This is a genomic window from Rhizobium sp. Pop5 (assembly GCF_024721175.1).
GTDB lineage: Bacteria > Pseudomonadota > Alphaproteobacteria > Rhizobiales > Rhizobiaceae > Rhizobium.
Genome location: NZ_CP099399.1, coordinates 3,499,539 through 3,524,082, shown reverse-complemented (window position 1 = coordinate 3,524,082; position 24,544 = coordinate 3,499,539). Strand labels below are relative to the sequence as shown.

Annotated in this window: 21 protein-coding genes and 2 pseudogenes; 18 read left to right on the top strand and 5 right to left on the bottom strand. The window is 61.7% G+C overall.

The features are described 5' to 3' along the window. Nucleotides 1-16: 16 nt before the first annotated feature. Complete coding sequence (locus tag NE852_RS19500; protein WP_008533446.1) at nt 17-412, bottom strand: DoxX family protein; 396 nt, start codon at nt 410-412, stop codon at nt 17-19. A gap of 258 nt (nt 413-670) precedes the next feature. Between NE852_RS19500 and NE852_RS19495 the strand changes: the two genes are divergently transcribed. From NE852_RS19495 to NE852_RS19475, 5 genes and pseudogenes are all read left to right on the top strand, one after another. After that, nucleotides 671-1,102: an OsmC family protein gene (locus NE852_RS19495; protein WP_008533445.1), complete on the top strand. Its 432-nt coding sequence runs from the start codon at nt 671-673 to the stop codon at nt 1,100-1,102. 203 nt (nt 1,103-1,305) lie between these two features. Continuing rightward, entirely contained in the window at nt 1,306-1,914 is a 609-nt protein-coding gene (locus tag NE852_RS19490) for a TetR family transcriptional regulator (RefSeq protein ID WP_008533444.1), read from the top strand. A gap of 50 nt (nt 1,915-1,964) precedes the next feature. Then, nucleotides 1,965-3,104 (top strand): efflux RND transporter periplasmic adaptor subunit, encoded by a 1,140-nt coding sequence (locus NE852_RS19485; protein WP_008533443.1) that lies wholly within the window; start codon nt 1,965-1,967, stop codon nt 3,102-3,104. A gap of 26 nt (nt 3,105-3,130) precedes the next feature. After that, complete coding sequence (locus tag NE852_RS19480) at nt 3,131-6,274, top strand: efflux RND transporter permease subunit (RefSeq protein ID WP_258155958.1); 3,144 nt, start codon at nt 3,131-3,133, stop codon at nt 6,272-6,274. Between the two features lie 293 nt (nt 6,275-6,567). After that, a pseudogene (locus NE852_RS19475) lies at nt 6,568-8,334 on the top strand (beta-N-acetylhexosaminidase); the annotation flags it as partial. On the opposite strand, the pseudogene NE852_RS19470 reads toward NE852_RS19475, so the two are convergent. After that, nucleotides 8,302-9,189 (bottom strand): annotated as a pseudogene (locus NE852_RS19470) (ROK family protein); the annotation flags it as partial. The pseudogenes NE852_RS19475 and NE852_RS19470 sit on opposite strands and share 33 nt — an antisense overlap. 308 nt (nt 9,190-9,497) lie before the next feature. Between NE852_RS19470 and NE852_RS19465 the strand changes: the two are divergent. The 9 genes from NE852_RS19465 to NE852_RS19425 all read left to right on the top strand — a co-directional run bounded on the left by NE852_RS19465 (nt 9,498) and on the right by NE852_RS19425 (nt 19,414). Further along, a complete protein-coding gene (locus NE852_RS19465; protein WP_008533435.1) occupies nt 9,498-10,076 on the top strand; it encodes an exopolysaccharide biosynthesis protein in 579 nt (192 codons plus the stop codon). A 136-nt stretch (nt 10,077-10,212) separates the two neighbouring features. Beyond that, nucleotides 10,213-11,166 (top strand): sugar-binding transcriptional regulator, encoded by a 954-nt coding sequence (locus NE852_RS19460; protein ID WP_008533434.1) that lies wholly within the window; start codon nt 10,213-10,215, stop codon nt 11,164-11,166. A gap of 145 nt (nt 11,167-11,311) precedes the next feature. Next, nucleotides 11,312-12,622 carry a sugar ABC transporter substrate-binding protein gene (locus NE852_RS19455; protein WP_008533433.1) on the top strand — a complete coding sequence of 437 codons (1,311 nt, stop codon included), beginning with the start codon at nt 11,312-11,314 and terminating at the stop codon, nt 12,620-12,622. A 137-nt stretch (nt 12,623-12,759) separates the two neighbouring features. Then, nucleotides 12,760-13,632 carry a carbohydrate ABC transporter permease gene (locus NE852_RS19450; RefSeq protein ID WP_008533432.1) on the top strand — a complete coding sequence of 291 codons (873 nt, stop codon included), beginning with the start codon at nt 12,760-12,762 and terminating at the stop codon, nt 13,630-13,632. 1 nt (nt 13,633) lies between these two features. After that, nucleotides 13,634-14,464, top strand: a complete 831-nt coding sequence (locus NE852_RS19445) for a carbohydrate ABC transporter permease (RefSeq protein ID WP_008533431.1) — start codon at nt 13,634-13,636, stop codon at nt 14,462-14,464. Between the two features lie 16 nt (nt 14,465-14,480). Continuing rightward, entirely contained in the window at nt 14,481-15,479 is a 999-nt protein-coding gene (locus tag NE852_RS19440; RefSeq protein ID WP_008533429.1) for an ABC transporter ATP-binding protein, read from the top strand. 84 nt (nt 15,480-15,563) lie between these two features. Beyond that, entirely contained in the window at nt 15,564-17,045 is a 1,482-nt protein-coding gene (locus tag NE852_RS19435; protein ID WP_008533428.1) for a mannitol dehydrogenase family protein, read from the top strand. A 96-nt stretch (nt 17,046-17,141) separates the two neighbouring features. Next, nucleotides 17,142-17,831, top strand: a complete 690-nt coding sequence (locus NE852_RS19430) for an HAD family hydrolase (protein ID WP_008533427.1) — start codon at nt 17,142-17,144, stop codon at nt 17,829-17,831. Then, complete coding sequence (locus NE852_RS19425; RefSeq protein ID WP_008533426.1) at nt 17,831-19,414, top strand: FGGY-family carbohydrate kinase; 1,584 nt, start codon at nt 17,831-17,833, stop codon at nt 19,412-19,414. Before NE852_RS19430 ends, NE852_RS19425 begins: the two co-directional genes overlap by 1 nt. Nucleotides 19,415-19,418: 4 nt before the next feature. Here the strand turns inward: NE852_RS19425 and NE852_RS19420 are convergent, their stop codons facing one another. After that, on the bottom strand, nt 19,419-20,273 hold the full coding sequence (locus tag NE852_RS19420; RefSeq protein ID WP_258155957.1) for a MurR/RpiR family transcriptional regulator: 855 nt from the start codon (nt 20,271-20,273) through the stop codon (nt 19,419-19,421). Between the two features lie 236 nt (nt 20,274-20,509). On the opposite strand from NE852_RS19420, the gene NE852_RS19415 reads away from it, so the two are divergent. Beyond that, on the top strand, nt 20,510-21,223 hold the full coding sequence (locus NE852_RS19415; RefSeq protein WP_008533423.1) for a sulfate transporter family protein: 714 nt from the start codon (nt 20,510-20,512) through the stop codon (nt 21,221-21,223). A 3-nt stretch (nt 21,224-21,226) separates the two neighbouring features. Here NE852_RS19415 and NE852_RS19410 read toward each other — a convergent pair whose 3' ends face one another. After that, nucleotides 21,227-21,652: a VOC family protein gene (locus NE852_RS19410; protein ID WP_008533421.1), complete on the bottom strand. Its 426-nt coding sequence runs from the start codon at nt 21,650-21,652 to the stop codon at nt 21,227-21,229. Between the two features lie 81 nt (nt 21,653-21,733). Between NE852_RS19410 and NE852_RS19405 the strand changes: the two genes are divergently transcribed. Continuing rightward, the gene (locus NE852_RS19405; RefSeq protein WP_008533420.1) at nt 21,734-22,312 is read left to right on the top strand and encodes a TetR/AcrR family transcriptional regulator; all 579 of its coding nucleotides are present in this window, start codon (nt 21,734-21,736) and stop codon (nt 22,310-22,312) included. Here NE852_RS19405 and nth read toward each other — a convergent pair. After that, the gene (gene nth, locus NE852_RS19400; RefSeq protein WP_258155956.1) at nt 22,277-23,059 is read right to left on the bottom strand and encodes an endonuclease III; all 783 of its coding nucleotides are present in this window, start codon (nt 23,057-23,059) and stop codon (nt 22,277-22,279) included. The two genes, NE852_RS19405 and nth, sit on opposite strands and share 36 nt — an antisense overlap. A 22-nt stretch (nt 23,060-23,081) precedes the next feature. Here nth and NE852_RS19395 point away from each other — a divergent pair, with 22 nt between their 5' ends. Next, nucleotides 23,082-23,579, top strand: a complete 498-nt coding sequence (locus tag NE852_RS19395; protein ID WP_008533416.1) for a DUF2244 domain-containing protein — start codon at nt 23,082-23,084, stop codon at nt 23,577-23,579. 69 nt (nt 23,580-23,648) lie between these two features. Further along, nucleotides 23,649-24,521: a bifunctional helix-turn-helix domain-containing protein/methylated-DNA--[protein]-cysteine S-methyltransferase gene (locus NE852_RS19390; RefSeq protein WP_258155955.1), complete on the top strand. Its 873-nt coding sequence runs from the start codon at nt 23,649-23,651 to the stop codon at nt 24,519-24,521. The last annotated feature ends 23 nt before the right edge of the window (nt 24,522-24,544 follow it).

Below are 24,544 nucleotides of genomic sequence, written 5' to 3'. Positions count from 1 at the left end.
ATATTGAACCGAAACCTTATTTGACCAGGCTGTGGCGAAGCGCCCATTTTTCCGGGCCGTGGACCGCGGCAAAAAGCAGGCCGGCGAAGAAGGTGAAGTGATCGACGAAGAAGCCGAATTCGGCTTGGTTCTGCTGCCAATGGGAAGGGCCGTGGAAGGAGAAGGCAAGGAAGATCACGTAGATGCCCGCAAGCAGACTCGCCTCGGTGAAGAAGGCGCCCGATATGAAGGCGAGAGCCAGGGCGATCTCGAAGAAGGCAGCGACCCAGGTGAGGAAGGTCGCCATCGGGAAGCCGGCTGCGGCGATATAGCCTGCCGTCGCGCCGATATCGGCGAACTTGAAGCCGGCTGCCATGAAGAAGATGAAGCTGAAGATGATGCGGGCGATGATGATTGCGATTGCTCTGGCCATTCCGAACTCTCCTATTTGAGCTTCCATTATGACGGACGAAGCGCCCGATATCCGACACGGCGAATAAAAAATCTCGCTTGCGCAACCCTTCCATTCTTACCGCCCGGCGAAGCTGCCGTCGGCACTGAGGATTTGGGTTATGAAGCTGTCGTCTTCGTCCGATAGAGCGTTATATTGCCGGTGGGGACGTCGACGTCCTCTTTCCGGATGGGCGGCATTCCGCCGCCCTCGAAAGCTCAATCGAAACAGGAGGACGGCATGCAGATCAATCGCACGGCTTCGGCTCATTGGAGCGGCGGCCTCAAGGACGGCAAGGGCCTGATCTCGACCCAGAGCGGCGCCCTGAAGGATTATCCCTACGGCTTTGCGAGCCGCTTCGAAGGCATTCCCGGCACCAACCCGGAAGAACTGATAGGTGCCGCCCATGCCGGCTGCTTCACCATGGCGCTGTCTTTGATCCTCGGCGAAGCCGGCTTTACCGCCGAGCATATGGAAACCTCTGCCAAGGTGACGCTCGAAAGCGTCGAGGGCGGCTTTGCCATTACCGCCATCCATCTCTCGCTCTCCGGCCGCATCCCCGGCGCCGACGAGGCGACTTTCACCGAGCTCGCCAACAAGGCAAAGGCCGGCTGCCCGATTTCCAAGGCGCTGGCAGCCGTTCCGGTTACGCTCGACGTCAAGCTTGCCTGATTTTTCTCCTTTTATCGATGAAGTGCCGCGCGTTTGACGTCGCGGCACTTTTCAATTGTGGCTGACGCTCGTCGCCACATCTTCTCGAAAATTGACCATGCTCAAGCCGCCGGCCTCCGCGCGCAGCTTGACAAATGATGCCTGATATTTTACGACTGACGAAATTCAAAAATCGTCAGTCGTAATTCGAGGCATCGAAACTCATGGACGACACCACGGAAAATACGCTCGACATCACGCGGCAAGAGAATGTCACGCGCATTCTGGATTCGGCCGAGCGGCTGTTCCGTCACTACGGCTACAGCAAGACGACAGTGGCCGACATCGCCCGCGATCTCGGCATGTCGCCCGCCAATATCTATCGCTTCTTTGCCTCCAAGGTTGAGATCCACCAGGCTCTCTGCGGGCGCATGCTCGCCACCTGCTATCAGCTCGCTTATGACATCCGCCACCAGCCGCTCAGCGCCAGCGAACGGCTGCGCCTCTATGTCGAGACCCAGTATCAATGGACGATGGATACGATGCTCGACGAGATGAAGGTGCACGAGATGATCATCGTCGCGATCGAGCGCGACTGGCATGTCATCGAGAAACATATCGATCGCGTCCATGATCTCATTGCCGAAATCATTGCCGAAGGCATCGCCACTGGCGAGTTTGCCGAGCAGGACCCGGTCGTCGCCTCGCGCTGCTTCGGCGCGGCGACGATCAATCTCTGCCACCCGCAAATGGTGGCGCAATGCCTTGCGAAAACCAACCGCGCAAGCGTCGACGAACTGATCGACTACGTGATCAGAGCCCTGAAGAAATAACGGACGGCAGCCGCCGTCATGACCCCCGAAACGATCCAGGAGTGCGGAAGATGTTTTCGCTCAAGACCCTCAGCCATCGCATGCCGTCCGCCGCCGGCCTCGTGCTCATCGGCGCCATCGGCATCGGCGTTTCCGCCTGTTCGGAGGAAAAGGCTGAGGTCAAGGAAGTCGTCCGCCCAGTGAAAGTCGTCGAGATCGCCAAGGCCGGCGATACGCGCAAGCTCGATTATTCCGGTTCGGTCAAGGCGCGCACGGAGATGAACCTCGGCTTTCGTGTCGCCGGCAAGATCACCGAGCGTCTCGTCGATATCGGTGACCGGGTAACGCCGGGCGATGTTCTCGCCCGTGTCGACGCCACGGATTATCAGCTCGCGGTCAAGACGGCGGACGCCAATCTCGCCTCGGCGGAAAGGGGCGTGGAAACCGCCGATCTCGCCAACAAGCGCGCCGAGCAGCTTTTCGACAAGAGCGTCGCGCCGAAGTCGCAGCTCGAACAAGCAGCGCTCAGCCACGACCAGGCAATCTCGCAGCGCGATGCCGCGCTGTCCGCACTTGATCAGGCGAAAAACCAGGTGAGCTATACCGAGCTAAAGGCCGGCCAGACCGGCATTGTGACCGCGATCAACGCCGATATCGGCCAGGTCGTCGGCTCCGGCAGCCCCGTCGTCACCGTCGCCGTCGACGGCGAGAAGGAGGTGCAGATCGCAGTTCCGGAAAACGACATTGCTGAATTCAAGCCCGGCAAGACGGTCAAGGCAAGCTTCTGGGCCGACGACAAACTGGTGCTCGACGGCAAGGTGCGCGAGGTTTCCGGCAGCGCCGACCAGCAGTCGCGCACTTTCGCGGTCCGGGTGAGCCTGCCGAACGATCCGCGCATCCTGCTCGGCATGACCGCGACGATCGAGGCCAATGTCAGCAACGCCAACAGCTATGTCTCGATTCCGCTCAGCGCGCTTGCTGAAAAGGACGGCAAGAAGATGGTCTGGACCGTCGACCGCGACACGGCGACCGTGCATGGCCGCGACATCAAGGTCGCCGATTTCACCGGCGACGGCGTGCATGTGACCGAAGGCCTGGATACCGGCGATCTCGTCGTATCGGCCGGCACCCAGTTCATGCACGAGGACCTGAAGGTGAAGGTGCCGAACCAGCAGTCGGCCCTGGCCGATACCGACCAGGCCGTTCGCTAATCGCGTCGCAAGAGGGAAACAGGACCATGGACGCCACCACGGAAAAGCGGCCCTTCAATCTGTCGCGCTGGGCGATCGGGCATCCGAGCATTGCCCGTTTCCTCTTCGGGCTGATCATCATCACCGGCGTGCTCGGCCTGATGCGCATGGGCCAGCGCGAAGATCCCGAATTCACATTCCGCGTCATGGTCGTCCAGGCGATCTGGCCGGGCGCTTCCATTCAGGAAATGGAAGATCAGGTCGTCAACAAGATCGAGCGCAAACTGCAGGAAACGCCGCATCTCGACTGGGTGAAGTCCTATACGCGGGCGGGCAGCACGATCATTATGCTGCAGGTCAAGGGCGACACCAATTCGAAGGATGTGGCGGATGCCTTCTACCAGGTGCGCAAGAAGGTCGGCGACATTTCCAACGAACTGCCGCAGAGCCTGCTCGGCCCCTATTTCAACGACGAGTTCGGCGATACCTTCATCACGCTGCATTCGATCAGCGGCGACGGCTATTCCTATCCGGAACTGAAGAAGTTCGCGATCCAGGCGCGCGACATGCTGTTGACGACGCCGGGAGTCGAGAAGGCCGTCATCATCGGCGACCAGCCGGAGAAGATCTATATCGACGTCTCCTCCAAGTCCCTCGCCGAGCGCGGCCTGACCATCCCAGATCTGCAGAACGCCATCAAGGGCCAGAACAATGTCGATCCGGCAGGCTCCGTCGATACCGGCCTGCGCTCGGTGCGCATTTCGGTCGAAGGCGATGTCAAGAAGGCGGCCGATATCCGCGAGCTGCGCCTTCGCGCCGGCGGCCAGGTGACGCGACTTGGCGATATCGCCACCGTCAGTTCCGGGCTTGAAGACCCCTATCAGCGCAAGTACCGTTTCAACGGCCACGAAAGCGTTCAGGTCGGCGTCGTCATGGCCAAGGGCTTCAACGTCACCGATGTCGGCAAGGATGTGGAGGCGACCTATCAGCGCTTCGAGGAGGCGCTGCCCTACGGTGTCGCGGTCGATCAGATCGCCAACCAGCCCGACGTGGTGACGGACGCGATCAGCGAGTTCATGCATGCGCTCGGCGAGGCACTTATCATCGTGCTTGTCGTCTCGTTCCTGTCGATCGGCTGGCGCTCGGGCCTCGTCATCGCCATCGCCATTCCGCTGGTGCTCGCCGCCACCTTCGCGCTGATGTACGAACTCGGCATCGACCTGCAGCGCATCTCGCTCGGCGCGCTCATCATCGCGCTCGGCCTGCTCGTCGACGACGCGATGATCGTCGTCGAAATGATGGAGCGAAAACTCGAGGAAGGGCTCGTCAAGATCGACGCGGCAAGTTTTGCCTATTCGTCGACCGCCTTCCCGATGCTGACGGGTACGTTGATCACCACGGCCGGCTTCATTCCCGTTGGTTTCGCCGCATCGACGGCCGGCGAATACGTCCGTTCGCTGTTTTATGTCGTCGGCATCGCGCTGGTCACCTCGTGGTTCGTCGCGGTCTATTTCACGCCATGGCTCGGCTACATGATCCTCAAGCAGCGTCATCACGCCGGCGAGCATCGCGACGCTTTCGACACGAGCTTCTACCGGCGGCTGCGCGGCACGGTCGCCTGGGCGGTTCGCCATCGGGTCATCGTGCTGCTCTTGACGCTCGGCACGTTCGTCACCAGCCTCTGGGCGTTCCAGTTCATTCCGCAGAATTTCTTCCCGCAATCCTCGCGGCCGGAAATCCTCGTCGATCTCTGGCTGCCCGAAGGCACCAGCATCAAAGAAGTCGAGGTGCAGGCGAAGGCGCTCGAAGCGAAGATGATGGACGATCCCGACAAGCGGTTCATCGCCACCTATATCGGCGAAGGCGCTCCGCGTTTCTTCCTGCCGCTCGACCAGCAGCTGCGCAATCCGAACTTCGCCCAGCTTCTCGTCATGGCCAAGGACGAACCAGCGCGCGAACGGCTGATCGTCAAGCTGCGCACGATCCTTGCGGAGGACTTCCCCTCGATCCGCGGCAAGGTCGACCGCCTGTTCCTCGGCCCGCCCACAGGCTGGCCGGTGCAGATGCGCGTCATGGGGCCTGACCGCCAGGAAGTGCGTGAAATCGCCGATCAGGTGAAGGCACGCTTCGAGGCTAACCCGATGCTCGGCGCCATCCATGACGATTGGCTGGAACAGGTGCCGGCGATGAAGCTGGTGATCGACCAGGATCGTGCCCGGGCGCTCGGCGTCACCTCGCAGCGCGTGCGCCAGATGCTGCAGACCGCCATGTCCGGCGCGCCGCTCGACGATTTCCGCGACGGAGAAGAGACGGTCTCGATCGTCGCCCGTGAGCCGGAGGCCAGCCGCTCGCTGCTCTCCGCGGTCAACTCCGTCTACGTCCCGACGGATTTCGGTGGCTTCGTGCCGGTCTCGCAAGTCGCCAAGGTCGTGCCTGTCATGGAGCAGGGCATTGAATGGCGGCGCAACCGGCTGCCGACGATCACCGTGCGCGCGACGCTGCCCGACGGCGTGCAGCCGAACGACGTCGTCATGAAGATGTATGCCGACATGAAGGACCTGCGCGACAGCCTTCCGGCCGGCTACAAGGTCGAAATCCAGGGCGGCGCCGAGGATGCGGCGGAAAGCCAGATGTCGATCGCCGCCAAAGCGCCGATCATGCTCGCCGTCATCGTCGTGCTGCTGATGGTGCAGCTCCAGCATTTCGGCAAGGCGATGCTGGTGCTCGCGACCGGACCACTCGGAATCATCGGGGCTGCGGCCGCATTGCTGATCAGCGGCGCACCTTTCGGCTTCGTGGCGATCCTCGGCGTCATCGCGCTGCTTGGCATCATCATGCGCAACTCGATCATCCTGGTCGACCAGATCGACCAGGATATCAAGGCCGGCATGCACCGGCAGGAGGCGATCGTCGGCGCGGCCGTGCGGCGTTTCCGGCCGATCATGCTGACGGCGCTGACCGCCGTGCTGGCGCTGATCCCGATCTCGCGCGGTGTCTTCTGGGGGCCGCTCGCCTACGCGATGATGGGCGGCATCCTCGTCGCGACAGTGCTTACCATTCTGGTTCTGCCCGCCGGTTACGCCCTTTTCTTCGGCCGGGAGCCGAAGACGAAGGACGAGCCAGGCCGGGATGCCGACGCCACCCAGGAAGAGGCGGATGACAGATATCCGCCGGCGTTGGCAGCTGAGTGAGGACGGCGCGGCGAAAGCCGCGCCGTTTTCCCTGCAGGGCGCTGCCGTCAAAGCGTGCCGCTACGGATTCTCGTCGCAAGCCGTTTCCCTGCCTCGCCCCGATTCCATTGCCGTCTCGGAAAAGCTAAGCTGTGAGAGCGTGCCGGGAGACAAGCCACGATCCCGGCCGTTTAGAGCAGTTTCGCTTCATGGAAACGAAGATCCGCTCTGAATTTTTGTTTTTACGCAATTCCAGACGGAAAGCCGCTTCGCACTTTTCCTGGAATTGCTCCGGTGACCGGGAGGGCGCGACCATGGCCGAGTATCGTCTGGAAACAAGCTGGCACCCTGTCGAAGGCGGCTTCGGACGCTTGACCTTCACGCTCTTCAACCTTTCGGCCGAGCCGCTGTCCGGCTTCTCGCTCGCCTATACTTCGGAGACGCGGGTAGCCGACGAACATGCCTGCAATGGCGGCAGCCTGAAGCGGCGGGTCGCGCATTTCCACGAATTCCTGCCGCATGATGGGCTGATCGTGCCGCCGGGCGGTCACTGGCGCTTTACCGTCGAGGGACTGACCAGAGAGCCGAAACATGCCACGGCGGGCGTCAAATCGGCCTATCTGACACTTGGCGATGGTCGCCATGTTCCTGTCGCCTTCGGCGATCTGGTGATCGAAGGCCGGGATGGCGGGGTGGCGCCGCCGCTTCTGCCACCGGGGCGGATCGAGCAACCCTATTCGCTGCTGCCCTGGCCGCTGTCGCTCGGGCTGAAAGCCGGAGACCTGCCGGATATTCTCTATCCGGCCGCGAAGACCAAGCCCGACGCGATCAAGGCGCTTTCCCTGGTTCTCGAGCTTTATCAACGGCTCTATCCGGCCGACAACGTGCCGTTTTCGCTCAGTGCCGTAAAGGGCGGTCGGGCCATTCGTTTCGTCACCGAATCGTCGATCGCTGAGTTTGCCTACGAATTGCGCTTTACCGCGCATGAGATCGTGCTTTCGAGCGCGGATGCGGCGGGCCGGCAATATGGGCTGATCAGTCTGGCGCAGCTGCTGCATGGGGCCCATACGGAGCGGGAGATTTTCAAATTCCCGAATTTCGGCACGGTCGCCGACCAGCCACGCTATGACTGGCGCGGCTGCCATCTCGATGTGTCCAGGCAATTCTATCCGGTCGCTGATATCATGCGTCTGATCGATATTCTCGCCTGGAACAAGCTTAACATTTTTCACTGGCATCTGACCGACGACGAGGCCTGGCGGCTGGAGATCAGGGCCTATCCCGCGCTGACGGAGATCGGCGCCCGGCGTGGGCCGGATGAAGTGCTCGTGCCGCAGCTCGGTGACGGGGCGGAACCGCGCTCCGGCTATTACACGCAGGACGACGTCAGGCGGATCGTTGCGCATGCGGCCTCGCTGCATGTCGAGGTGGTGCCGGAGATCGACATTCCCGGCCACAGCACCGCAACACTGCTCTCGCTGCCCGAGCTCGTCGACGGGCAAGAGGCGCCGGACAGTTACCGCTCGGTGCAGGGTTATCCCAACAACGCCCTCAACCCGGCGGTCGAATTCACCTATGAATTCCTCGGCAAGGTGTTCGACGAGATGGTCACGCTGTTTCCCGGCGAATATCTCCATATCGGCGGTGACGAAGTGGCGCGTGGCTCCTGGCTTGCCTCGCCGCTTTGCAAGGCGCTGATGGAGCGGGAGAAACTTGCCGGCACCGCTGAGCTGCAATCCTATTTCCTGAAGCGGATCAAGGCCATGCTTGCGGAACGCGGCAAGAAGCTTGCCGGGTGGAACGAGGTCTCGCATGGCGGCGGCGTCGATCGAGACGGCACTTTGCTGATGGCGTGGGAAAAGCCTGCCGTCGGCATCGAGCTGGCGCAAGTAGGCTACGACGTGGTGATGACGCCCGGCCAGGCCTATTATCTCGACATGGCGCAGGCCGAAGCCTGGGCCGAGCCCGGCGCGGCATGGGCGGGCTACGCTTCGCCGGAGCAAACCTATGCCTACGAGGCCGAGGGCGAACTGCCGGAGGCGCTGCAGGAGAAGATGCGCGGCATCCAGGCCTGCATCTATGCGGCATTCGCTAGGCACCACCAGCGGGCGGTCAAACTTGCGCAGGATGCGGGCGCGAACTGCTTGATCGAGCTCGGCAAGCAGCGGCTCGACATTGGAAAGCCCGCCGCCGACCGGAACGATCGTTGCGCCTGTGATGTTGACCGTCAGCGCCAGGGGCGAGGCGACGAGATCGACATAGACATCGATGGTCCGGGTCGCCTTTTCATCTCCCAGCCGCCACTCTGCGATGATCTCTTCGCTGGAAAGGTCGAGGTCGTGCAGCGTCTTGTGCAGGCGCTCCAGACCGCGGGCGCCGCCGACGGTGTCGACGCAGCCCTTCTGGCCGCAGCCGCAGGCGTAGGCGGGAATGGCGACGGGCGGATTGCCGGCCGCGGACGCAATGATCGGGCCGTGACCCCATTCGCCGGCAAAGCCGCCGGCCTCGTTGACGAGACGGCCGTCGGCGACCAGGCCGCCGCCGACACCGGTGCCGAGAATGGCGCCGAAGACGATGCGATGGCCGCGGCCGGCGCCGAGGCCGGCTTCGGCCATGGCGAAACAGTCCGCGTCGTTGGCGATCAGCACCGGCAGACCGAGTTCCACTTCGAGGTCGGCCGCGAGCGTGCGGCCGTGGATGCACGGAATATTGGCGCAGGTCAGCCGCTGCGTATCGGGATCGACGACGCCGGCGATAGAGAGGGCGATGCGACTCGGCTGTTCGCCGGTCTCGGCTATGATGCCGCGCAAGGCTCCGACGAAAGCGGCAAAATCATCCTTTGGCGTCGGGTGGCGGCCGAGAGCGACGATGTCTGTCTCGGAGCGAGCGATGCCGCCTTTGATGGCGGAGCCGCCGATATCGAATGAAATGATCATTGCCAATCTGCCGTTTCTCTGGTCTTGCAGTGCGTCTGCTCGCACTGTTGGCAGGGAATTACAAGTCTTCATTCGTCGGCAAAGATGGGCGCCACATCGTGTCGAAGGCCAGGCATGATTGAGGCTCCGATCACCTCGGCCGCGCTGCCGCCGCAATTTCCAACCACCCAAGTCATTCAAATGGCATATTGCGCGGCCAAAACTCCAAGCCTGCACTTCTATCACCCATTGGTATCATGACCATCGAAAACGCTGAGTCCCAGAGACGAAGAAGACCACGTCCCAAAGGCCGTCGCCTCTCATCCGTCTTGCGACAGCTGGCCGCCGACCAGAGCCGGGAGCGGATTTCGATCGGCGACCTGTTCCAGACGATGGGCGACAGGGCGATCAGCGCGCTGATGCTGATCTTCGCGCTGCCGAACGCCTTTCCCACCCCGCCCGGCACCTCCGCCCTGCTCGGCGCGCCGCTGGTCTTCCTGGCGGTACAGCTGACCTTCGGGTTGAAACCCTGGCTGCCGCAGGCGATTGCTGCCCGTTCGATACGTCGGGAGGACTTCGAGACCATCGTCGTGCGCATCCATCGCTGGCTCGCCTGGGCGGAGCGCATGCTGCAGCCGCGGCTTGCGATTTTCGCCGAACCGCCGGCGGAATATCTCGCCGGTCTTTCATGCCTGCTCCTGTCGATCGTGCTGGTGCTGCCGGTCCCGCTCGGCAACATCCTGCCGGCGATCACGATCTCGATCTTCGCTTTCGGCATCATGGGCCGTGACGGGCTCTTCGCGCTCATCGGCTTTATCATGACGACCGTGTCGCTCGTCGTCGCCGGCGGCGTGATTTACGGTCTCGTGAAGGCCGGGATCTATCTCGTCATGCAGTGGTTTGTCTGAGCGAGCCCGGTTATTCGGCGGGTCTTGCTCAACAGGCTCGACATTTTCAGGAATTTTGTTTTGATCTGGCACGATAAAGACTCGAATTGTTGTTCAGCGCCGGCAAGGCCGGCTTACTTTGCGCGGTAGGCATTCAATGGCAAAAAGAACCGAGACCCCTGGACGGCTCGACGATGCGGCGCGTGCCGGCTGGCTTTACTATGTCGCTGGGCGCACGCAGGACGAAATCGCCGCCTCGATGGGCATCTCGCGGCAATCGGCACAGCGGCTGGTATCGCTGGCGGTTGCCGAACGCCTCATCAAGGTGCGGCTCGACCATCCGATCGCAGCGTGCCTCGAGCTTGCCAGTCAGCTGCGGCGGAAATTCGGGTTGAAACAAGTAGAGGTGGTGCCAAGCGATCCTGGTTCCTCATCCACGACGGTCGGCATTGCCGAAGCGGCGGCGGCCGAAATCGAGCGCTGGCTGAAGCGGCCGGAGCCGATCGTGCTTGCGGTCGGAACCGGCCGGACGCTGAAGGCGGCCGTCGACCAGCTTCCGGCCATCGAATGTCCCAACCATCGCATCGTTTCGCTCACCGGCAACATCGCGCCGGACGGATCGGCGGCCTATTACAACGTCATCTTCAGCATGGCGGATGCGGTGAAGGCGCGGCACTACCCGATGCCGCTGCCGGTGCTCGTCACTTCGGCCGAGGAACGGGAATTGCTGCACGGCCAGCAACTCGTGCGCTCCACGCTCGACATGAGCGCGCAGGCCGACGTCACCTTCGTCGGCATCGGCGAACTCGGCATCGACGGCCCGCTTTGCGTCGACGGTTTTCTCGAGAAGGACGAGATGATGGAACTCATGCGCGGAGGGGCCGCGGGCGAGATCTGCGGCTGGATCTTCGATGCCGACGGCAAGCTGATCGACAACCCGATCAATGAGCGTGTCGCGTCCGCGCCGATCCCCTCGCGCGAGTCGTCGACGGTCATCGGGCTGGCCAAGGGCAAGCGGAAATACAAGGCGATCAGGGCGGCCGTTGTTGGCCACCAGATCAATTCGCTGATTACCGATGAAGACACCGCTGAGTTTTTGCTCAAGAGCTGAGCAAAAATTTTTCCTTCTAAATCAATAACGTAAGTGTCTCCTTCGGCATCGCAGCAACGATTGCCGATTGACTTTCTTTGCTGTTTGATGAGTAATTGCTCATGAGCAAAGCGAATGCTCACATCTCATCTTCTGGGAGGAAGATATGACATTGAGAACTTTACTGCTGGGCGCCTGCTCAGCATTGGCGTTTGCCGGCATGGCTTCGGCCGAGACGCTGACAATCGCGACCGTGAACAACGGCGACATGATCCGGATGCAGAAGCTGACGGATGACTTCAAGGCGAAGAATCCCGGCATCGACCTTGAATGGGTAACCCTCGAAGAAAACGTGCTGCGCCAGAAGGTCACGACCGACATCGCGACCAAAGGCGGCCAGTATGACGTTTTGACGATCGGCACCTATGAAGTTCCGATCTGGGCAAAGCAGGGCTGGCTGCTGCCGCTCGACAATCTCGGCGACGCCTATGACGTGAATGACTTGCTGCCGGCCATCCGCAGCGGCATCAGCCAGGACGGCAAACTCTATGCAGCGCCGTTCTACGGCGAAAGCTCCATGGTCATGTACCGCAAGGACCTGTTCGACGCCGCCGGCCTGAAGATGCCCGACGCGCCGACCTGGGACTTCATCGCCGACGCTGCGAAGAAGATCACCAACAAGGACAAGGAAATCTACGGCATCTGCCTGCGCGGCAAGGCCGGCTGGGGCGAAAACATGGCCTTCCTGACGGCTATGTCGAACTCCTTCGGCGCGCGCTGGTTCGATGAAAAGTGGAAGCCGCAGTTCGATCAGCCCGAGTGGAAGGACACGCTGAACTTCTACGTCAACCTGATGAAGGAAGCCGGTCCTCCCGGCGCTTCTTCCAACGGTTTCAACGAGAACCTGGCGCTCTTCCAGACCGGCAAGTGCGGCATGTGGATCGACGCAACGGTGGCCGCGTCCTTCGTCTCCGACCCGAAGCAGTCGCAGGTCGCCGACAAGGTCGGCTTCGCGCTGGCCCCGGACAAGGGCCTCGGCAAGCGCGGCAACTGGCTCTGGGCCTGGAACCTCGCTATCCCGGCAGGTTCGCAGAAGGTCGAAGCCGCCGAGAAGTTCGTCGCCTGGGCAACGAGCAAGGAATACACCAATCTCGTCGCCGAGAAGGAAGGGTGGCTGAACGCCCCTCCCGGTACCCGCACCTCGCTCTACGCGAATGCCGACTACCAGAAGGCCGCTGCCTTCGCCAAGATGACGCTGGACTCGATCAACTCGGCCGACCCGACCAAGCCGACCGTCAAACCGGTCCCCTATGTCGGCGTCCAGTTCGTGGCGATCCCGGAATTCCAGGGCATTGGCACGGCGGTGGGCCAGCAGTTCTCGGCAGCCCTTGCCGGCCAGATGTCGGTCGATCAGGCGTTGAAGAGCGCACAGCAGCTGGTAACCCGCGAAATGACCAAAGCCGGCTACATTAAATAAAACCTCCTGAGCAAGAGGCGGATACTTGACAATCCGCCCCTCTGGGCCGCCGACTGCCCGAACTGCATCGGCGGCCTCTTTTTTCAGAAAAACCGTCCCGCGACCGGCCCCCGCTTCAGACCAGATCGGTGATTGCCATGGCAACCTTACACACCCGCTCCGCAGCGCGCCTGATGATCGCGCCCTCCGTGCTGCTCCTTTTTGCATGGATGATCGTCCCGCTCGCGATGACCATCTACTTCTCGACGCTGAACTACAATCTGCTCAGCCCCGGCATGGAAAGCTTTGTCGGCTTCCTGAACTACGAATATTTCCTGTCCGATCCGGCCTTCATCGCAGCGCTGATCAATACGCTCGTGCTGGTCGCCGGCGTACTCCTGATCACCGTCATCGGCGGCATCGCCTTCGCGCTCCTGCTCGACCAGCCGATGTACGGGCAGGGGATCGTGCGCATCCTGGTGATCGCGCCGTTCTTCGTCATGCCGACGGTGGCAGCGCTCGTGTGGAAGAACATGTTCATGAACCCGGTCAACGGGCTCTTCGCGCATCTTGCCAAGGCGCTCGGCCTGCAGCCGATCGACTTCCTGGCGAATGCGCCGCTGTTTTCCGTCATTCTCATCGTCGCCTGGCAGTGGCTGCCCTTCGCCACCCTCATCATGCTGACCGCGCTGCAGTCTCTCGACGAGGAGCAGAAGGAGGCGGCTGAAATGGACGGCGCCGGGGCGATTTCGAAGTTCATCTACATCATCCTGCCGCACATGGCACGCGCCATCACCGTGGTGATCCTGATCCAGACGATCTTCCTGCTTTCGGTCTTTGCCGAAATCCTCGTCACCACCAATGGCGGCCCAGGCACCGACAGCACCAACCTCACCTATCTCGTCTATGCGCAGGCGCTCCTGCAATTCGATATCGGCGGCGCTTCGGCGGGCGGCATCGTCGCAGTCGTGCTTGCCAATATCGTCGCGATCTTCCTCGTCCGCCTCGTCGGCAAGAATCTGGAGGCTTGAGATGGCCAGAAAAGTCACAACCCGGCACAAGGTCATCGTGACAGCGGTCGCCTGGGCGCTCGGCATCCTGATCTTCTTCCCGATCCTCTGGACGTTCCTGACCAGCTTCAAGTCGGAAGCCGACGCCATCGCCTCGCCGCCGCAGTTCCTGTTCTTCCACTGGACGACGGAGAACTATGCGGAGGTGCAGAGCCGATCGAACTACCTCAGCCACTTCATGAACTCGGTGATCATTTCCTTCGGCTCGACGCTGATCGGCCTGATCATCGCCATTCCGGCCGCCTGGGCGATGGCATTTTCGCCGACCAAGCGGACCAAGGACGTGCTGATGTGGATGCTGTCGACCAAGATGATGCCGCCTGTGGGCGCCCTGATCCCGATCTATCTGCTGTTCCGCAATTCGGGCCTGCTCGATACGCGCATCGGTCTGGTGATCGTGCTGACGCTGATCAACCTGCCGATCATCGTCTGGATGCTCTACACCTACTTCAAGGAAATCCCCGGCGAGATCCTCGAAGCCGCTCGCATGGACGGGGCGTCGCTAATGAAGGAGATCGTCTACGTGCTGACGCCGATGGCGGTGCCGGGCATTGCCTCGACGCTGCTTCTGAACATCATCCTTGCCTGGAACGAGGCCTTCTGGACGCTCAACCTCACCGCTTCGAAGGCGGCGCCGCTGACGGCCTTCATCGCTTCCTATTCCAGCCCCGAGGGTCTGTTCTACGCCAAGCTGTCGGCGGCTTCGACCATGGCGATCGCGCCGATCCTGATCCTCGGCTGGTTCAGCCAGAAACAACTTGTCCGCGGCCTGACCTTCGGCGCAGTGAAATAAGAAAAGGGAGAGAAACATGGGCAGCATTACCCTCCAGAAGGTTTCCAAGGTCTTCGGCGAAGCCAAGGTCATCCCTTCGATCGATCTCGATATCAATGACGGCGAATTCGTCGTCTTCGTCGGCCCGTCGGGCTGCGGCAAGTCCACTCTGCTGCGGCTGATCGCCGGCCTCGAAGACGTCTCCGCCGGCAAGATCGTCATCGACGGCAGGGACGCCACCGAAAAGGCGCCCTCGGAACGCGGCCTTGCCATGGTGTTCCAGTCCTACGCGCTCTATCCGCATATGAGCGTGCGCAACAATATCGCCTTCCCGCTGAAGATGGCGGGCATGGACAAAGCGGAAATCGACCGCAAGGTGGCCGACGCCGCGCGGGTGCTGAACCTCACCGACTATCTGGAGCGCAAGCCGCGCCAGCTCTCCGGCGGGCAGCGCCAGCGCGTCGCGATCGGCCGCGCTATCGTGCGCCAGCCATCGGCCTTTCTCTTCGATGAGCCGCTGTCGAACCTCGATGCAGCACTGCGCGTCAACATGCGCCTCGAAATCAGCGAACTGCATCAGCAGCTGAAGACGACGATGATCTACGTCACCCACGACCAGGTCGAGGCCATGACCATGGCCGACAAGATCGTGGTGCTGAACAGGGGCAATATCGAGCAGGTCGGCTCGCCACTCGAACTCTACAGCCGCCCGCGCAATCTTTTCGTCGCCGGCTTCATCGGTTCGCCGAAGATGAATTTCATCAAGGGCCAGGACGCGGCCCAGCTTGGGGCGCATACGATCGGCATCCGTCCCGAACATGTGCTGCTGTCGATGGAGAGCGGCGACTGGAAGGGTAAGGTCGTCGTCGCCGAGCATCTCGGCTCCGACACCTTCCTGCATATCGATGTCGAAGGGATCGGCATGGTGACAGCGCGCGGCAGCGGCGATTTCGCCGCCAAGGCGGGCGATATAGTCTATCTGACGCCGGATCGCTCGCGCATTCACAAATTCAACGAGGGCGGTCTCGCGATCTGAGGCGAGCTGCCGGGCTGGGGGCAGGCATGCGAGCCGGACGATGCCGCCCGGCCGTCTCGGCAAGACCTTCAAGAGGACTGAATCATGACGTGCAAACTATCGCTGGCAACGCTTTCCGACGCGGCGCGCACTGCCGCCATCCCCAGCTATGACAGGGCCTCGCTGAAAGCCGGTATCGTGCACTTCGGCGTCGGCAATTTCCACCGCGCCCATCAGGCGGTCTATCTCGACGATCTCTTCAACCAGGGCGCCGATCACGACTGGGCGATCGTCGGCGCCGGCGTGCTGCCGTCTGATGCCGCCATGCGCGAAAAGCTCGCGGCCCAGGATTTCCTGACGACAGTGGTCGAGCAGGACAACAACAAGACGGCGGCGCGTGTCACCGCGCCGATGATCGATATCCTTCCGGTCGGCGATGCCGCCGCGATCATTGCCAGGCTTGCCGATCCCGACATCCGCATCGTCTCGATGACGATCACCGAGGGCGGCTATTTCATCGATGCATCAGGCACGTTCAATCCGGCCCATCCTGATATCGCCGCCGATGGCCAAAATCCCGGCGCGCCGAAGACGGTCTTCGGCCTTGTTGTCGCTGGCCTGAAGGCACGCAAGGACAAAGGCATCGGACCCTTCACCGTGATGTCCTGCGACAACATTCCCCATAACGGCATCGTCACCGCCAATGCGGTAATCGGCACGGCGGCTCTTTCCGATCCCGCGCTTGCCGATTGGATCCGGGCCAATGTCGCCTTCCCGAACGCGATGGTCGACCGTATCACGCCTGCGACCGGCCAGCGGGAGATCGATTTCCTCAAGGACCATTTCCAGATCGAGGACAACTGGCCGGTCTATTGCGAAGAATTCAAGCAATGGGTGCTCGAAGACAAGTTCACGGCCGGCCGGCCGGCGCTGGAAATGGTCGGCGTAACCTTTGTTCCCGATGTCACGCCCTACGAGCACATGAAGATCCGCATCCTGAACGGCGGGCATGCGGCAATCGCCTATCCTGCGGCGCTGATGGATATTCACTTCGTTCATGACTCCATGGAGGAGCCGCTGATCCGCGCCTTCCTCGCCAAGCTCGAGAAGGACGAGATCATCCCGATCGTGCCGCCAGTGCCGAACACGGCGCTGACGGATTATTTCGCCCTGATCGAGCATCGCCTGCTCAATCCGAAGATCGCCGACACCATTCCGCGGCTCGCCCAGGACGGCTCGAACCGCCAGCCGAAATTCATCCTGCCGTCGACGCTCGACAATCTGCGCCAGGGCAGGGACGTTGTCGGCCTGGCGCTGGTGTCGGCGCTCTGGTGCCGTTATTTCGCCGGCAAGACCGACAGCGGCAAGGATATCGTCTTCAATGATGCCAGCGCCGAGCGACTGCATGTGGCAGCCCTGAAAGCAAAGGACGATCCTTCGGCTTTCCTCGTCTTCGACGATATTTTCGGCGAAGTGGCGAAATCCGAGCTTTTCCGCAAGCGTTTTGCCCATGCGCTCAAAAGCCTGTGGGAAAAGGGCACGCGGGAGACGCTGCAGCTCTATCTCGACGGCAAGCTCGCGGTGTAGGAAATCCGGATGGCGGCATCGCTGCCGCCATCCATCCGGCTTTTCGGACGAAGCGGGGCGGTCATGCGTCCGAATTGAACTCAGGTTGGGTTTTTCATGGCTGATGCTGAACCAGGGCTGGTCATCTTCGATTGCGACGGCGTGCTCGTCGACAGCGAGCCGATCTCGATCAGTGTGCTCGTCGGCGCAATGAGCGATTTCGGGGTCTCGATCACAGAGGACCAGGCCTATGAGCGTTTTCTCGGACGTAGCCTTGCGACGGTCATCGACACGCTGGAAACTGAATTCAACGTCCACGCCGGGGAGGAATTCCTCGAGCGCATCCGCACCGATCTCTACGCCCGTTTCCGCACCGAATTGAAGCCGATCGACGGGATCGCGGCGACGATCGACGAGCTCGGCATTCCCTGCTGCGTCGCCTCTTCAAGTCAGATGGAGCGGATTCGGCTGTCGCTTTCCGTCACCGGTCTGCTTGACAAACTGCCTGATATCTTCAGCGCGACGATGGTCAAGCGCGGCAAGCCGGCGCCCGATCTCTTCCTGCATGCGGCCCGGCAGATGCATGTGGAACCCGCATCCTGCCTCGTTATCGAGGACAGCCCGGCCGGCATCGCGGCCGCCAAGGCGGCGGGCATGACGGTCTTTGCCTTCACCGGCGGATCGCACGCCAACTTCGCCGGATACCGCGCCGAACTCGATCGTCTTTCGCCTGCGGTGGTGTTTGACGCCATGCCGGATTTGATACACCTTGTCCGCAAACACAAGCTGGACGGGACCAAATCTTGATGCGTGATCATGTGGTTGCGGTGGATATCGGCACGGGCAGCGCGCGCGCCGGCGTCTTTAATGCAAGCGGCCGGCTGCTTGCCAAGGCCGAACATCCGATCGTCATGAACCGGCCGCGCGAAAATCATGCCGAACATGATTCCGAGGACATTTGGTCGGCCGCCTGTGTGGCGGTGCGCAGTGCGATGGAGCAATCGGGAATCGCTGCCGGCTCAGTCGGAGCGATCGGTTTCGACGCCACATGTTCGCTCGTGGTGCGCGACGTCGATGGGCGCCAGATCAGCGTTTCCACCGGCGGCGAGAGACGTTTCGACACGATCGTCTGGCTCGACCACAGGGCGCTGAAGGAAGCCGATTTCTGCACAGCGACGGAGCACAGGGTGCTCGAACATTCCGGCTACGTGATGTCGCCTGAGATGGAAATGCCGAAGCTCATGTGGCTGAAGAAGAAGCTGCCCGCCACATGGGAAAAAGCCGGCTACTTCTTTGACCTCGCCGATTTCATGACGTGGAAATCGACCGGATCGCTTGCCCGCTCGCGCTGCACGCTGACGGCGAAGTGGAACTATCTCGCTCATCTCGAGAGAGGCTGGCAGCAGGATTTCCTGGAGCGGATCGGCCTAGAGGATCTTCAGACACGCGGCCAGCTGCCTGAAGAGACCGCGCCTGTCGGAGAGAGCGTCGGCCGGCTGACAGCCGAAGCGGCCGAGGCGCTCGGGCTGACCACGGACTGCCATGTCTCAGCCGGCATGATCGACGCCTATGCCGGCGCGCTCGGCTCACTCGGCGGTTATGCCGCCGACCCTGTGAAGCGCGAGCATCAGTTGGCGCTGATCGCCGGCACGTCGAGCTGCATCGTCGCCTTCTCGCAGGAACGCAAGCCGAGCCACGGCATGTGGGGCCCCTATTATGAGGCGGTCTTCCCCCAATGCTGGCTGGTGGAGGCCGGGCAATCGGCGACCGGCGCGCTGCTCGATCATATCGTGCGCATGCATGCGGCCGGCGGCGAACCGACCGCCGCGTTGCATCAGAAGATCGTAGCGAGGATCGCCGAATTGCGGGCAGAGGAGGGGGATGACTTCGGTGCGCGCATCTTCGTGCTGCCGGATTTTCACGGCAACCGCTCGCCGCTCGCCGATCCGCATGCCGTCGGCGTCATCAGCGGGCTGACGCTTGATGCCTCCTTCGACAATCTCTGCGCCCTCTATTGGCGCACGGCAATGGCGATCGCCCTCGGCATCCGCCACATCCTTGAGAAGATGAAGGAATATGGCTACGTGCCCGATACGCTGCACATCGCCGGCGGGCATGTGAAAAATCCGGTGCTCATGGAACTCTATAGCGACGCCACCGGCTGCAAGGTCGTGGTGCCGAAGATGAACGAGGCGGTGCTGCTCGGCACGGCAATCGCGGCGTCGGTCGCCTGCGGCCTGCACAAGGATTTGGCGGCGGCGGGCGAAGCGATGTATCCGGGCGGCGAGGAGCGGCTTCCCGACAAGACCAAACAGGCGCTCTACGACCGCGACTACCGCCGCCTGCTTGCCATGCACCGGCACCGGGCCGAACTGGAAGCGATGCAATAGGTGTTCAGTGGTTTGCCGCCTCGCCGAGGACGGTCGCAAATTCCAGCATGCGGCGGCGGCGGAGCGCCGCCTCCTCTCCGACTTGCAGGATGACGGATTCCGATAGGCAATCGAGCAGGGCGATCAACGGCGGAAGATTATCGAGATCGGGAGCGCGTGCGGCCGGCAGCGGCAGCATGACGTTCGACTGGTCTGCCATCCAATCCGCCTGCTGCGGCGAAATAAGAACGACCTTGTAGCCGTAGCGCCGCGCGGTCCGGGCAAGCAGGCGTGCCTTGGCGAAGCGGCGACAGTCGATGATGACGAGCAGCGCATCGTCGACCGCCGGCCTGGCGAAGAGTTCGGCGAAACGATTGTCGGCGCCGTCGAGCGGGCGCACGCCGTCGCGGGCCTGCGTCAGCCGCTGACAGAAATGATTGGCGAGACTCGCAAGCCGAGCATGGGTGGCGATCGACACTTCGCGGGCCGTGCTGATCAAGCTGACGGCTTCCGTCCAGTTCGGCTGCGCCGTCAGATGGTAGATATGATGGAGCGCCTGGATTTGTTCGGCGACAAGCACGGCGAGCGGTTTGCCGTCAGCGGCGTCCTGATGCAGCTCGGTCATGGCGCTCTGCAATTGCGCCGGCGACGTCGTCACCGTCTCGCGAATTTCTACTTTGACGCTGTCCAATCCCTGATAGCCGAGCGCACGCAGGAAACGTCCGACGGTCATCGGCGAGAGATCAAGCCTGTCGGCGACGGACGCGGCTGTCTCAAACGGCAGGTCGTTCAGGTGCTCGGTGAAATATTTCGCGATACGACGCTCGGCCGGTGTGCCGGTTTTTGCGTATTGCCTGAGTTTGTGAACAAAATCTTCCACATCAGCCTCCCCCCGTCTTCCCTCAGAGGCGCTCCGCGGACGCGCTATTGCGACCCGTTGTTTTTGCAACTATTACGGAATCTGCTTCTCAGGCCCATACATATTCTGATATCTGACAATATTATATTAGCATTTAATTTTCGACAAGTTTTCTAGTACAGCACGCAATTTTATTCTCTCTTGCCGCTGGCGTCGGCCTTTCCTACATCTTTCGCGCAACCGGAGACGCCGAAGATATGATCCTTGACGCCGCTCGACTATCGCTTTCCAATCTGTTCGCGCCGGAGACACGGTCTGTCTTCTGGAAGGTGCTCGGCCTGACGATTCTCGTCCTTGTCGGCCTCTGGTTCGCGCTGCGCGGGGCCTTCATGGCCTTCCTCTTTCCCTGGCTGACGAGTTTCTTCCCCGATATGCCGGATTGGGCGGGATGGTTGGCCCTGGTTTTCGCGATCCTCGCCGGCGTCGGCCTTGCTCTCGTGCTGGCGCTGCTGCTTTCTCCGGTGACGGCTTTGATCGCCGGCCTGTTCCTCGACGACGTCGCCGATGTCATCGAAAGGCGCGACTATCCCAAGGACGCTCCGGGCACAGCCTTGCCGCTCGGTCCGGCGATGGCAAGTTCGATCAAATTCCTGGGCGTGGTGATCCTCGGCAATATCGTGGCATTGCTCCTCTTGTTCATACCCGGCGTCAATCTGATCGCCTTCTTTCTGGTGAACGGCTATCTGCTCGGTCGGGAATTCTTCGAATTCGCCGCCATGCGCTTCCGTCCGGCGCAGGAGGCGCGGCTCTTCCGCGCCAAACATGCGCCGACCGTCTTTCTCGGCGGATTGGTGATCGCGCTCTTCCTGGCAATTCCCATCGTCAATCTTCTGACGCCGCTCTTTGCAGCCGGCATGATGGTGCACCTGCACAAGCTGATTTCGGCAAGGGACCCGGCTTTTCGAGCCTGAGCTTCAGTGGGGCAGAGCGGAAGCGTCGTACATCGCCGCGAATTCGGCGCTTGGCGGGATCGGCTTGATGATGTCGATCAGCACGCCGTTGGGGTCGGCGGTGATGAAATGCCGTTGGCCGAAATCCTCATCGCGGATTTCTCTCAGAATCGGCAGGCCGGCGCTCCGGCAGACCTTATAGACACGATCGACATCCTCGACTTCGAAATTGAGCAGTAAGCCGCGGACTTCGCCGCGTGCAATGGGGGGAATGGTCTCGTGGCTGCCGTCAAGGATGGCGAGCGCGACGTGTTCCGCTTCGCTCGATTGCAGGTGGACATACCAGTCGTTTTCGAAGAGCGCTTTGAAGCCGAAGTGGGTGCAGTAAAAGGCGGCGGTGCCCGCAACGTCGCCGGTCATAATGACAGGATAATAGCTGGTCGATTTCATTTATCGCTCCCTTGAGATTTACATACAGATTGTATGTTTTTATCTATTAACATACATGCGGTTTGTATGTAAACGGCTTCTATGAGCCGCAGCAATCGCGAGAGAACGGAACAGACAAGACAGGCGCTGATCGACGCTGGACGGCGCATCTTCGTCGATAAAGGTTATGCCGAAACGGCGACACCGGAGATCGTCGCGGCGGCAGGAGTGACGCGGGGCGCTCTCTACCACCATTTCGAGGACAAGAAGGCGCTTTTCCAGGCGGTGATCGAGTGTGAGGCGCAGGAAGTGGCCAGAGCGATCGAGGCCTCTTCAGCGCCGGAAGAGGGGCCGCGGGCTGCACTGATGGCCGGTGCTTCGGCCTATTTCACCGCGATGCGAAAGCCTGGGCGAACACGGCTGCTGCTGATGGAAGCTCCCGCCGTCCTCGGGTCGCCGGCGGCCGCGGCAGTGGATGCCGAGAATGCGGAAGCGAGTCTGCGTGCCGGGCTTGCGGCGCTTGTGCCTGAGGCAGGAGCACTGCTCGACCCACTGACATCACTGCTATCGGCGGCCTTCGACCGCGCCGCGATTGCGATCGAAGGCGGCGGGGAGAGACGGGATTACGAGCAGGCGATTTTGGCCCTACTCGACGGCCTCGCCGATCACCTGCGGCGGTAGCTCGACCAGCGGAGCCGGGATGTCGCAGCTCTTTTCCGGCGACTTGCAGATATCGGCGATGACGCAGCGCTCGCATTCCGGACGCCGCGCCTTGCAGGTATAGCGGCCGTGCAGGATCAGCCAGTGATGGGCGTGATAGAGGTAATGTTTCGGCACGACCTTCATCAGTCGCTCTTCCACCTCATCGGGCGTTTTGCCCGGCGCGAGTCCGACGCGGTTGGCGATGCGGAAGATATGGGTGTCGACGGCCATGGTCGCCTGGCCGAAGGCCATGGAGAGCACGACATTGGCGGTCTTGCGGCCGACGCCCGGCAGGCGCACCAGCTCCTCGCGCGTCTCGGGCACCTTGCCTGCGAATTCATCGACCAGCATCCGCGATAGGGCTATGACGTTCTTGGCCTTGTTGCGATAGAGGCCGATCGTCTTGATGTAGTCGCGGACCTTCTCCTCGCCGAGATCGAGCATTTTCTGCGGCGTATCGGCGGCCTTGAAGAGCGCCCGTGTCGCCTTGTTGACGCCGGCGTCCGTGGCCTGGGCGGAGAGCGCCACCGCCACGACAAGGGTGAAGGGGTTGGTATGCTCCAGTTCACCCCGCGGCTCGGGCCGCTGGATCGAAAAGCGACGGAAAATCTCCTCGCGCTCGGACAGGGAATAGGCGGTCTTCACCGCGGCCGCCGGTTTACGGCGGGTGATCACATTCGAGTTTTGCGATGATCTGGTAACGGATTTGAGTTTCGGATTCGCCATGGAGAATCTATACTCAACGGCCATGATGGAAAGCAACGCCGACAGCTTCAACGAGCAGCCTGTTTTCGCAGCCGAGCTTTTCCCCCACCGTTCGCTCGGACGCAAGGGATTCAAGGTGATGCTAGCCGTCTCCGGCGCTATCTGCTTTCTCTATGGCATGTTCTTTATCGCCACCGGTGCCTGGCCGATCGGCTTCTTCTTCGGGCTGGATTTCGCGCTGCTTTACGGCGCCTTTTGGCTGAACTACCGCTCCGGAAGGGCGCGCGAAGAAGTTACCGTGTCGCGTACCGATGTTTCTGTGCGCAAGTTTGCGCCGTCGGGACGGATGGTGGAGCATCATTTCAATCCGTTCTGGACCCGTTTCCTCGTGCGCCGGCATCAGGAGATCGGCATTCTCTCCATGCATATTTTCGGCCAGGGCCGGCGCACCGATATCGGCTCCTTTCTCAATCCTGACGATCGCGAAAGTTTCGCCAAGGCCTTCAAGGGAGCGCTTGCCACGGTCAAGCAGCGTATCTGACGCATTCCGCAAGAATCGGGTGGTTTGGCGGACTGCCCTTGATTATCTCCTGTCTAAAGGAGAAAAACGATGAATATGATCGCGAAGCTCGACACAGATATCACCCCTGAAGGTCCGGACTACGATACCGTCCGCCAGGTCATCGAACTCATCAGCGAAGAATATCGCGACCAGCCCTCGCTGGAAGCGATCGCGGCGCGGCTGAACCAATCGCCGACGCAGCTTCAGAAGACCTTTACCCGCTGGGCCGGCCTTTCGCCGAAGGCATTCCTGCAGGCCGTCACGCTTGACCATGCAAAGCGGCTGCTGCGCAAGGAAGAGATGCCGTTGCTCGAAACCTCCATCGAGGTCGGTCTTTCCGGCCCGAGCCGCCTGCACGACCTGTTCGTGACGCATGAGGCGATGTCTCCGGGGGAATGGAAGGCCAAGGGCGGCGGATTGACGATCCGCTACGGGTTTCACACCTGCCCCTTCGGAGCGGCGCTCGTCATGGTCACGGATCGCGGCCTTGCAGGCCTTGCCTTCAGCGATGCCGGCGATGAGAAGGCCTGCCTCGAGGACATGAGCTGCCGCTGGCCGCATGCGGAATACATCGAGGACCGGCAGGCGACGGTGCCCTATGCGGAGCGCATCTTCCAGCCGGGTCGTTGGACGTCGGACCAGCCGTTGCGCGTCGTTCTGATCGGTACGGATTTCCAGGTCAGCGTCTGGCAGAGCCTCTTGAAGATCCCCTTCGGCAAGGCGGTGACCTATAGCGATATCGCCAGGGATATCGGCCGTCCCACAGCGATGCGTGCTGTCGGTGCCGCCGTCGGTGCCAACCCGATCTCCTTCGTCGTGCCCTGCCATCGCGCGCTCGGCAAGAATGGAGCATTGACGGGATACCATTGGGGCCTGACCCGCAAGCGGGCGATGCTCGGCTGGGAGTCGGGCCACGCCTGAGCGGCGGTGGTTCCGTTCAGCGA